The following is a 9,708-nucleotide window of genomic DNA, read 5'->3' on the forward strand; positions in this document are numbered from 1 at the left end:
CAGGTCTGGCCCGATGCGGACTGGTCCACGCTGGGCGCGCGGCCCCACCTGTCGACGGCGTTCGGCATGGTCGGAGTGGCGGCGGAGGCGACTCCGGAGGCGATCGCGGGCGTCGTCGTCTACACCACCATGACCGGCGCGGCGACGGCCGCACAGCGTCTGCTGGCCCTCGACCCCGCCGCCGTGGCAGCGTGCACCGTCCGGCTCGCCGCGGAGTGCGACCGGGTAGCCGCCGAGGCCGTTCGAGGGCTCGCCGCCCTGTCAGACCCACTGCAGGACGTGCTGGCCCAGCGGCACACCGACCGGGAGATGCCGCTGTTCGCGTCATGACCGGGGGCCGCGGGGCAGCTCGGCCACCGGTCGCACCGGTCAACGGCGCCCGGCAACGCGCTGATCGTGGACGATGCGGGGCGCGGCGGACGACTGCCGCACGGGCGGGGTAACACGTGGTTTACACGGGTCGGCCAGGATGTGGGGGAAAGGAGATTTCATGCCCCCTCATCTGATCGACGGCGAACCGCACGACCACGGCCACGACCGTCCCAAGCGGGAGCGGACGCCGGGCGAGCCGCTGCGGATCGGGATCGGCGGTCCGGTCGGATCGGGTAAGACCGCGCTGGTGGCGGCGCTGTGCCGGGAACTGCGCGAGCGGCTGTCGCTGGCCGTGCTGACCAACGACATCTACACCACCGAGGACGCCGACTTCCTGCGCCGCCACGCCGTCCTGCCCGACGAGCGGATCACGGCCGTGCAGACCGGCGGCTGCCCGCACACGGCCATCCGCGACGACATCACCGCCAACCTGGACGCCATCGACGACCTGATCGAGGCGAATCCGCCGCTGGATCTGATCCTGGTCGAATCCGGCGGCGACAACCTGACGGCGACGTTCTCCTCCGGGCTGATCGACGCCCAGATCTTCGTGGTCGACGTGGCCGGCGGCGACAAGGTCCCGCGCAAGGGCGGCCCGGGCGTGACGTATTCCGATCTGCTGGTGATCAACAAGACCGACCTGGCGCCGATGGTCGGCGCGGATCTCGGTGTGATGGACCGGGATTCGACGGCCGTCCGTGAAGGCCGCCCGTTCGTCTTCACGTCACTGACGGAGGATCCGGCGGCCACCCCGGTGCTGGACTGGGTGGGCGAACAGTTGCGCGCGGCCGCGGAACAGGATGCGGCGGCTGGCGCGGGGACCGACGCGGGCTCCGCGCTTGCGCACTGAGCTGCTGGTCCGGGCCCGGTCCGGGGCGTTGCCGCAGATCCACGCCACCGGCGGGCTCGCGGCGCGGCGCACCGGTCCGGACACCGTGCACCTGATCGGCACGGCCGCGACCCCGCTCGGCGGCGACGAACTCGACATCACCGTGACGGTGGAGCCGGGCGCGCGGCTGGCGGTGCGCTCGGTGGCCGCGACGATCGCGCTGCCGGGACGATCGACCCGGAAGTCGGTGGCGCACTGGCATTTCGAGGTGGGAGAGGGCGGCGTCCTGGACTTCGATCCGGAACCCACCGTGGTCGCGGGCGCCGCCGAACACGAGGCGACGACCACGATCGTGCTGGCCGAGGGAGCGCGGCTGCGCGTGCGCGAGCGGGTACAGATCGGCCGCACCGGCGAGGACGCCGGACGGTGGCGCGGCGACCTGCTCGCCGACCTCGCCGGCCTGCCCCTCCTGCGCCACCGCCTCGACCTGGGCGCGGGGACCGCCACCGACGACACACTCTCGGCCGCCCGCGCCTTATCCAGCGTATTCACCTACCCGAGCGAAAACACCCCCCACACAACGGGATTGAACGCCGCCCTCCTCCCCTTGGCCGCAGGCGGCTCGCTCTACACCTGGACCGGGCGAAACCTCACATCCGAACCTTCCCCCACCACCAACTCCGCCGCATAACCGACCCGCTCCAACTCACTGCCCAGGCACGGCCCAACTCTCGCCGTCCCTGACGCAACCGACCGTTGTTGTCCCGGTACAACCGACTCTCGTCGTCCCGGCACACGTACTCCCGTTATCCCGGCGCAGCAACTCTCGTTGTCCCGGCGTACCGACTCTCGTTGTCCCGGCGCAGCAACTCTCTTCGTCCCGGGGCACCAAATCTCGTTATCCCGGCATGCTTTTGGCCGGGATCCACCGCAACCGCCGCGGTCACCGATCGATATTGTCCCGCGGCGCTACACGATTCGTGCGCTTCGGCCGGCCGTCCTCGCCGATCGTGGCGTCCGGGTCGTACCGGAGGGAGGTGCGGGCCTCGCGGAAATTCTCCGGGATACCCGATTCCGTTGGGACGCCGCCGTATCCGGCGGTCGCGGCCCGCTGGTCGAAGTCGCCGGGGTCGCGCCTGCGGATCTTGACGAAACGGACGGTCAGCAGCGCGAGCGCGCCCAGGGCGAATATCAGCGCGGCGATCACGCCGGTCCAGGTCGATCCGTCCATCCGTTGTCCCTTCCGGAGGTGGCGTCGCATCGGACATCGCGGGCCCCATTGTGCCCGAGGAAACCGGCCGCCCATCGCTTTTCGGCATGTCGCGCGTGCCGTGGCGCACATGCGAACGAGGCGGGGAGCGGTCGTGTCGGCCGGTCCCCGCCCCGCGGTCGTGCCCCGGAGATCAGTCCCCGACGACCCGCGGTGGTGCGTTGAACGAGTTGACCGCGCCGACGACGGCGCCGGCGGCCGCACCGACGGCCGCGGCCGGAACGGTGATGACGCCCGCGCCGAACGCCGCGCCCATCGCAGGACCCGCGACGACGCCGACCGGCACGAACGGCAGGCCGAACACCAGGCCGACGACGCCGCCGACCAGTCCGGACGTGACCGCGATCGGCGCCGCCGCCGCGGCGCCCGCGACCGCGCCCACCGCCGCGGAGCCGACGGTCTGCCCCGCGATGCGATCGGACCGGCTGCGCTCCATGCCGACCGAGTCGAGGAAGGTCGCGAGATTGGCCTCCGCCTGGGCGGCATTGTCGTTGATCTGGATGGCCTGCTCGCGGTCGATCCAGGACGGCGCGTCGACCTGGACGTCGCCGAACCGGAACTTGCCCGGCGGCGGGGCGATCGGCGGTACCGGCGCGACCGGGACCGGCGGGTGCAGCACGCCCACGGGCGACAGGTATTTCTTGTCCGGCAGCGCCCGCGCGTCCTGAAGCGAGGTGAGCGTGCTGCCGGGGATGTTCAGGCCCTCGTAGGGCTGGACGTTGGGCGCGTCGGCGGCCGGCCACTGCCGGGGCGCCTGATCCTGCTGGGCGGTCTGCGCCGGTTCGGAGGGCGCCGCCTGGGCGGTGCCCGTGCCGACGACCGCCAGGACCAGCGGGATCGCGCCCACGGCGACGGCGTTGCCCACCCGGTGGCGGTGCGGATTCGGCGCTCTGTGTTTGCCTGCGGCCATTGCGACCTTTCTTCCCGGGAAATATCGACGTTCGACATTCGGATCAGGAAGGTCGCTGGATTGGTCGAATTCCCGACACGCCGACGCTGTGCCGTAGCTGTAAATTAACTACTGCGCGAACGAAATGCTATGTCGGACACCGGGAAGAGTACAGGCCGAGTTCAACCGACCTTGTGGTCACTCGGTGGCGCGGACGCATCGGTGTCCACGGGTTTGCCACCGGGACTGGGAGTTTCGCTCGGGCCCTTGCCGCCGAGTTCCGCGCGCGTTTCGCGCGCGTCCTCTTCGTTGCCGTTCATCGCCTCCAGGGCCAGGCGCGCGAACACCCACTGCTCGGTGGCCGCCATCTGCCCGCGGTTGCGGCCGATGAACGCGACGAACCACTGGAAGACGGTGATCGCCCGGCTGCGATAGCCGATGAGGTAGTAGAGGTGCAGCACCAGCCAGATGAGCCAGGCGATGAACCCGCCGAACTCGAACTTCCCGATCTGGCACACCGCGTTGTACCGCGACACGGTGGCCATACTGCCCTTGTTGAAGTACTTGAACGGCTTGCGCTGCTCGACCGTTTGTTTACCGCCCAGTTCCGCCTTGATCTGCTTGGCGGCGTACGTGGCCCCCTGGATCGCGCCCTGCGCCTGCCCCGGCACGTTCGGCACGGCCATCAGGTCGCCGACGACGAAGACGTTCGGATACCCCTTGATGGTCAGATCCGGTTCGACGACCACGCGGCCGGCCCGGTCCACCTCGGTGCCCTTCGACTGGTCGGCGAGCATCTTGCCCAGCTCGCTGGCCGCCACACCGGCCGACCAGACCTTGCACGCGGCCTCGATGCGGCGCTCGCTGCCGTCCTTGTCCTTCACCGTGACGCCGCGCGCGTCGACACCGGTGACCATGGCGTTGAGCTGGATCTCCACGCCCATCTTCTCCAGCCGGCGCTGCGCCTTACCGCCGAGTTTCGGGCCCATCGGGGCGAGGACGGCCCCGGCGCCCTCGAGCAGGATGACCCGGGCGTCGCGCGGATCGATGTTGCGGAAGGTGCCCTCGAGGGTGCGGTCGGCGAGTTCGGCGATCTGCCCGGCCAATTCGACGCCGGTGGGCCCCGCGCCGACCACCACGAAGGTCATGAACCGGTCGCGCGCCTCCTGCGTCTTGGCCAGCTCCGCCTCCTCGAACGAGCCGAGGATGCGGGCGCGCAGCTCCAGCGCGTCGTCGATGGTCTTCATGCCCGGCGCGTAGGTGGCGAACTGGTCGTTGCCGAAGTACGACTGCTGGGCGCCGGTCGCCACGATCAGGCTGTCGAAGGACGTGACGGTGTCCTCGTTCAGCAACTCCGAGGTGACGGTGCGGTTGACCAGGTCGATATCGTGCACCTCGCCCAGGATGACCTGGACGTTCTTGTACTTGCGCAGCACCAGGCGGGTCGCGGGCGCGATCTCGCCGGTCGACAGGATGCCCGTGGCCACCTGGTAGAGCAGCGGCTGGAACAGGTGGGTGGACGTCTTGGAGATCAGGACGACATCGACGTCGGCGTGCTTCAGATGCTTGCACGCGAACAAGCCGCCGAAGCCGGACCCGATCACCACCACGCGGTGGCGACGGTTCTCGACAGTCTCGGTACTCATCTGCGCTCCTCGCCGGACGTTCGGTTGTGCGACAGCTTCACGGTAGTCGGCTACCCCGCGGCAGTCACGACGAACTCCCTGTGTCGGCGAGTCCTCGGGAATTGCCGGACGCGGCGGCGATCTCGTCGACGACGATCGGCCCGACCAGCCGTTCTCCGCCGATGCTGTCGACCGTAGGCCACAGGAACGCCGCCAGCTGATCGACGAACTGCTCGCGGGTGCGGGCCGGATCCTGCACCCACGCCTCCGCCGACATCAGGATCGCGCCGACCGTCGCGGTCGCCCAGATCCGCGCCAGCGCCGGATCGGCGTCGAGGCGGCGCAGGATCACGTCGAAAACCGCGGTGGCCCACTCGGATACGCGGGTGAAGAAGGGACGGTGCTCGGTGTCGCCGCTCTCCAGCCGCTGCATCATCACGTGGTGCAGGTTCGGGTTGTCCTCGACGAAGTCGCACATCAGCCGCACGAGGGCGCGCAGCAGATCGCGGCCGGGCAGCGGCTGGGCGAGGATCGCGTCGGAGGCGGCGATGATGCCTTCCATGTGCCGCTCGGCGAGGGCGTCGACCAGGGCAGGCAGGTCGGGGAAGACCGCGTAGACGGCCGTGCGCGCGTATCCGGCCTCGGCCGCGACCTGGGCGATCGTGATCCGGGCGCCGGCGCGGGCGATCACCCGTTCGGCCGCGTCGAGAATCTCCGCGCGCCGGTGGGCCGGATCGCGCGGCGGTCCCGGCGGGCGACCCCGCGGCCGCGCTGTGTCCCTTGTCACAGGCCCCACTCTACAGGTAATGTACGAGATGTACTTTAAGTGGGAGGATTGCCATGGTCAGCGTCGACCCTCGGGCAGCTCGAGCCGAGCGGGAGAACATCGGGTTCTTCGAAATTCCGGATCGCCACCCCATCGACCGGCTGCTGCGCCGGCTCCCCGCGCGGGAACAGACGCTGGCCACGCCGCCCAGCGGCAGCGGGCACCGGGCGGTGCGCGGCGATTCGGGGCTGCCGTATCTCGGGAGGTCGTTGCAGTACCTGCGCTGGGGCCCGGCGGAAATGCTGGATCGCTATCACCGCTACGGGCCGGTCGGCTACTACCGCTCGCTCGGCGTGGACCGGGTGCTGGTGGCGGGGCCGGAGGCCGTCGACGAGGTGGTCGGCAAGCGCCGCAACGACTTCGGGCAGGGCTGGGACTATCTGATCGGATCGTTCTTCCGGCGCGGACTGCTGCTGCTGGAATTCTCCGAGCACATGTTCCACCGGCGGATCATGCAGCAGGCGTTCACGCGCGACCGTCTCGAGGCACACCTGGCCGAGCTGGCCCCGGTGGTGGACGGCGTCATCGATCGGTGGGCGCGGACGGGATCGCGCCGGGTGCGGCTGTACCCGACGGTGAAGGATATGACCCTGGACATCGCCGCCGAGACGTTCATGGGCGCGCGGACCGGACCCGAGCGGGAACGGCTGGGGCAGGCGTTCGTCGACAGCACGCACGCGCCGCTGGCGCTGGTGCGCGCACCGCTGCCGGGCAGCGCGTGGCGGGCCGGGCTGCGCGGGCGGAAGGTGCTGGAGGAGTACTTCACCCGCAAGCTGCCGGACAAGCGGCGCGACGGCGGCGCCGACTTCTTCTCGGCCCTGTGTCACGCGCGCACTGAGGACGGCGAGACCTTCTCCGACGCCGACGTGGTCAACCACATGATCTTCCTGATCATGGCCGCGCACGACACCACGACCACCACCGCGACGACGGTCGCCTACTACCTCGGGCGGCATCCGGACTGGCAGGAGCGGGTCCGGGCGGAGGCGCTCGCGCTGCGCGACCGGCTCGGCGGGCGGGCGCCGACGATCGCGGATCTGGAGGAGCTGCGCGATCTCGACCTGGTGATCAAGGAGAGCCTGAGGCTGGTGCCGCCGGTGCCGGGCCTGGTGCGGCGCGCGGTGCGCGATACCGAGATCGCCGGGCACTACATCCCGGCGGGCACGCAGGTCGACGTCGCCTACGGCGTGAACCACCTGTTGCCCGAATTGTGGTCGCACCCCGCGCGTTTCGATCCGGAGCGATTCGGCCCGGACCGGCGCGAGGACAAATCCCACCGCCTGGCGTGGATGCCGTTCGGCGCCGGCGCGCACAAGTGCATCGGCATGCACTTCGGCGTCCTGGAAGTGAAGGTGATCCTCGCCGCCATGGTCCGCGACTACGAATGGCGAATCCCCGACGACTACCTCATGCCGTGGGGATTCACCACCATCCCGTTCCCGCGCGACGGGGCACCCATGCTCCTGCGTCGCCGCTGACCCCGGCCAAAAGCATGCCGGGGAATATGTTCCGCAAGCACGCCGGGGAATATGTTCCACAGGCACGCCGGGGAATATGTTCCACAGGCACGCCGGGGAAGGTGCACACACGCCCTTTCCCGGCGCGTGCTCGCCCCGCTGCCCCGGCGCGCTTTTGGCCGGGGCTACCCGAACAGCAGCTCGGCGACGTGGGTGGTCGTCTGCTCGCCGTCGGCGTAGCCGCCCTGGTCGCCGATGTTGTTCATGATCGCCAGGGTGTAGCGCTCGTCGGGTCCGGCGAAGCCGACCGAGTTGACGACCCAGCCGCCCTGCTCGTCGGACCAGCCGTTCTTGAGGCCGGGGCGCATGTCGGCGCCCGCGCCCCACACGCCCCAGTGCTGGTTGGTGTCCACGTTGCGCATGCGGTCGAGCAGGTAGGCGCGGTCCTCGGGGTGCATCGTGTCGAGCACGTTGTTCATGAGGCGGTCCAGGTCCGCGGGGGATGCCTGCAGGAAGCCCCAGTCGGGGAACGCGTGGCCCGCGGTCGGCTGCGGGGTCAGGCCGGACATGCCGTTGGCGCGGAAGGCGTTGACGAAGGCCATCCGGTCCGGACCGGCGTACTTGTTCCACAGGAAGTCGGCGGCGGCGTCGTTGGAGGTGGCCAGCATGGATTCCAGCTGGCGGCGGTCCTCCGGGGTCAGGACCAGCGCGCCGACGCGGGCCCGGTTGAGGACGTCCTCGGCGATCGCGAGCTTGATCGTCGACGCGGTCCAGACCAGGGCCTCGGCGTTGTCGTTGCTGTAGACGTTGCCGGTAACACGGTCGCGCACAACGTAACCCGTGGTTCCGGGCCGGCCGGCGAGGTAGGCGTCGACGGCGGCGATCCGGCTGCCGAGGTTGCAGTTACCGGCGCAGCTCTGATGCGCGGGTAGTGCCGACGCGGGAGCGGTCTGCAGGGCGGGGGCTCCCGCGATGAGGACGGCGGCAACGGCGCAGGCACCGGCGGCCAGTCGGGTGGGGTGAGTGGCGCTCGAGGCGGCCCGGGGATAACGCACGGTGAGCCACAATAGCGATCGTGGCGGGCGTCTCGCACCTCTTGAGGTCTGTAGCGGGTTGTGATAATGCGCTGCGGTGTTGGGGCGCATCGGATTTCGGCGCTTTCAGCGGAATGCGGCGAGGAGGTCCTCGACGCTGCGCCCGTTGAGCCGGTAGCAGTGCTCGAAGGCCTCGGTGTGCTGATCGCGGGGCCAGGAGTGCAGGACGGCGGTGCGCCCGTAGTGGCGTGAGTTGACCAGCTCCCAGCATTCGCCGACCCGGCGGACCGTGAACCCGGATCTGGGCATCAGGGGAATCACCGACGCAGACATGAACCGAACCAGCCTTTCGCTACCGCTACTCCCGTTACCTCCCCGCCGAGCACTGTGGCACATCGCACGGCGGCATCGGAGGTGACACGCTGAGGTGAATTGCGGCCATCCCGACCGGTGCGTCGGCGTGCTCGGATTCGATTGTGTTGCTGGAAATTTGGTACTTCTCGGTCATAATGGTCAATGCCGTGGTCAGTGGCTTTGCAAGGGTGGTAGCGGATAGGGGACTGCTCGGTATGTGGCGGGATGTCCGAGTCGTGCCGCGGGATCGGGCCGGTGACTTTGTAGGATCGGCCAGCGACAGGCAACCACGGGGCATCCGGGCGGGGGGACGGCACCGGCGAGCGTAGAGAGGCGGCCGATGGCGCTGCACATCCACCGGGCCGAGCGAGCGGACACGCTCGCCGGCTCGCTGGCGTCGCTGCTCGCCCGGCCGCTGGACGATCCGTTCGCGGCCGAGGTGGTGGCGGTGCCGGCCAAGGGCGTGGAGCGCTGGCTGAACCAGCGGTTGTCGGGAACGCTGGGCGCGGTCGCGGGTGACGGTGTCTCGGCGAATATCGACTACCCGTCACCATCGGCGCTGGTGTCGGCCGCGCTGGCCGCCGCGACCGGGGTGCCCGCCGACGCGGATCCGTGGGCGCCGGACCGGATGGTGTGGGCGCTGCTGCGGGTGATCGACGCCGCGGCCGGCGAGCCGTGGTGCGCCGTGCTGGCCCGTCACCTGGGCGCGGACGCCACCGGGCCGACCCATCGGTCCGGACGGCGGTTCGCCACCGCGGCGCGGATCGCCGCCCTGTTCGACGGGTACGGCACACAGCGCCCGGCCCTCGTCACCGACTGGGCCGCGGGCGCCGACACCGACGGATCCGGCGGCACGCTGCCGGAGGACCTGCACTGGCAGCCGGAGCTGTGGCGCCGGCTGCGCGCCGAACTCGGCACCCCCAGCCCCGCCGAGCGCCTGGCGGACGCCTGCGCCCGCCTCCGCTCGGACCCGGCGCTCGCCGACCTCCCCCCACGCCTCTCGCTGTTCGGCGTCACGAGACCGACCGCCGACCAGCTGGCCGTCCTGTCCG

Annotated in this window: 11 protein-coding genes; 5 read left to right on the forward strand and 6 right to left on the reverse strand. The window is 70.4% G+C overall.

All coding sequences use genetic code 11. The features are described 5' to 3' along the window. From ON41_RS14425 to ON41_RS14435, 3 genes are all read left to right on the forward strand, one after another. Positions 1 to 330 (forward strand): urease accessory UreF family protein (locus tag ON41_RS14425; protein ID WP_040748136.1); only part of this gene is annotated, 330 nt, incomplete at its 5' end. Positions 331 to 490: 160 nt separating this feature from the next. Beyond that, entirely contained in the window at positions 491 to 1,222 is a 732-nt protein-coding gene (gene ureG, locus ON41_RS14430; protein WP_051161478.1) for an urease accessory protein UreG, read from the forward strand. Continuing rightward, on the forward strand, positions 1,212 to 1,892 hold the full coding sequence (locus ON41_RS14435; protein WP_040748143.1) for an urease accessory protein UreD: 681 nt from the start codon (positions 1,212 to 1,214) through the stop codon (positions 1,890 to 1,892). The genes ureG and ON41_RS14435 overlap by 11 nt, the downstream gene beginning before the upstream one ends. A gap of 252 nt (positions 1,893 to 2,144) precedes the next feature. Here the strand turns inward: ON41_RS14435 and ON41_RS14440 are convergent, their stop codons facing one another. The 4 genes from ON41_RS14440 to ON41_RS39005 all read right to left on the reverse strand — a co-directional run bounded on the left by ON41_RS14440 (position 2,145) and on the right by ON41_RS39005 (position 5,772). After that, positions 2,145 to 2,432 carry a hypothetical protein gene (locus tag ON41_RS14440; protein ID WP_040748137.1) on the reverse strand — a complete coding sequence of 96 codons (288 nt, stop codon included), beginning with the start codon at positions 2,430 to 2,432 and terminating at the stop codon, positions 2,145 to 2,147. Positions 2,433 to 2,604: 172 nt separating this feature from the next. Then, positions 2,605 to 3,381 (reverse strand): hypothetical protein, encoded by a 777-nt coding sequence (locus ON41_RS14445; RefSeq protein WP_051161480.1) that lies wholly within the window; start codon positions 3,379 to 3,381, stop codon positions 2,605 to 2,607. 161 nt (positions 3,382 to 3,542) lie between these two features. Then, complete coding sequence (locus ON41_RS14450) at positions 3,543 to 5,006, reverse strand: NAD(P)/FAD-dependent oxidoreductase (RefSeq protein WP_040748138.1); 1,464 nt, start codon at positions 5,004 to 5,006, stop codon at positions 3,543 to 3,545. A gap of 64 nt (positions 5,007 to 5,070) precedes the next feature. Continuing rightward, positions 5,071 to 5,772 (reverse strand): TetR/AcrR family transcriptional regulator, encoded by a 702-nt coding sequence (locus ON41_RS39005; protein WP_157185468.1) that lies wholly within the window; start codon positions 5,770 to 5,772, stop codon positions 5,071 to 5,073. A gap of 53 nt (positions 5,773 to 5,825) precedes the next feature. Between ON41_RS39005 and ON41_RS14460 the strand changes: the two genes are divergently transcribed. Continuing rightward, entirely contained in the window at positions 5,826 to 7,289 is a 1,464-nt protein-coding gene (locus tag ON41_RS14460) for a cytochrome P450 (RefSeq protein WP_040748139.1), read from the forward strand. A 164-nt stretch (positions 7,290 to 7,453) separates the two neighbouring features. Here the strand turns inward: ON41_RS14460 and ON41_RS14465 are convergent, their stop codons facing one another. Further along, positions 7,454 to 8,323 carry a serine hydrolase gene (locus ON41_RS14465; RefSeq protein ID WP_040748146.1) on the reverse strand — a complete coding sequence of 290 codons (870 nt, stop codon included), beginning with the start codon at positions 8,321 to 8,323 and terminating at the stop codon, positions 7,454 to 7,456. A 105-nt stretch (positions 8,324 to 8,428) separates the two neighbouring features. Beyond that, positions 8,429 to 8,611 (reverse strand): hypothetical protein, encoded by a 183-nt coding sequence (locus tag ON41_RS14470; RefSeq protein ID WP_246461663.1) that lies wholly within the window; start codon positions 8,609 to 8,611, stop codon positions 8,429 to 8,431. 385 nt (positions 8,612 to 8,996) lie between these two features. Between ON41_RS14470 and ON41_RS14475 the strand changes: the two genes are divergently transcribed. Then, positions 8,997 to 9,708 (forward strand): exodeoxyribonuclease V subunit gamma (locus ON41_RS14475; RefSeq protein ID WP_040748141.1); only part of this gene is annotated, 712 nt, incomplete at its 3' end.

The sequence above is a fragment of the Nocardia transvalensis NBRC 15921 genome (assembly GCF_000308875.1).
In the GTDB taxonomy this organism is placed as follows: domain Bacteria; phylum Actinomycetota; class Actinomycetes; order Mycobacteriales; family Mycobacteriaceae; genus Nocardia; species Nocardia transvalensis.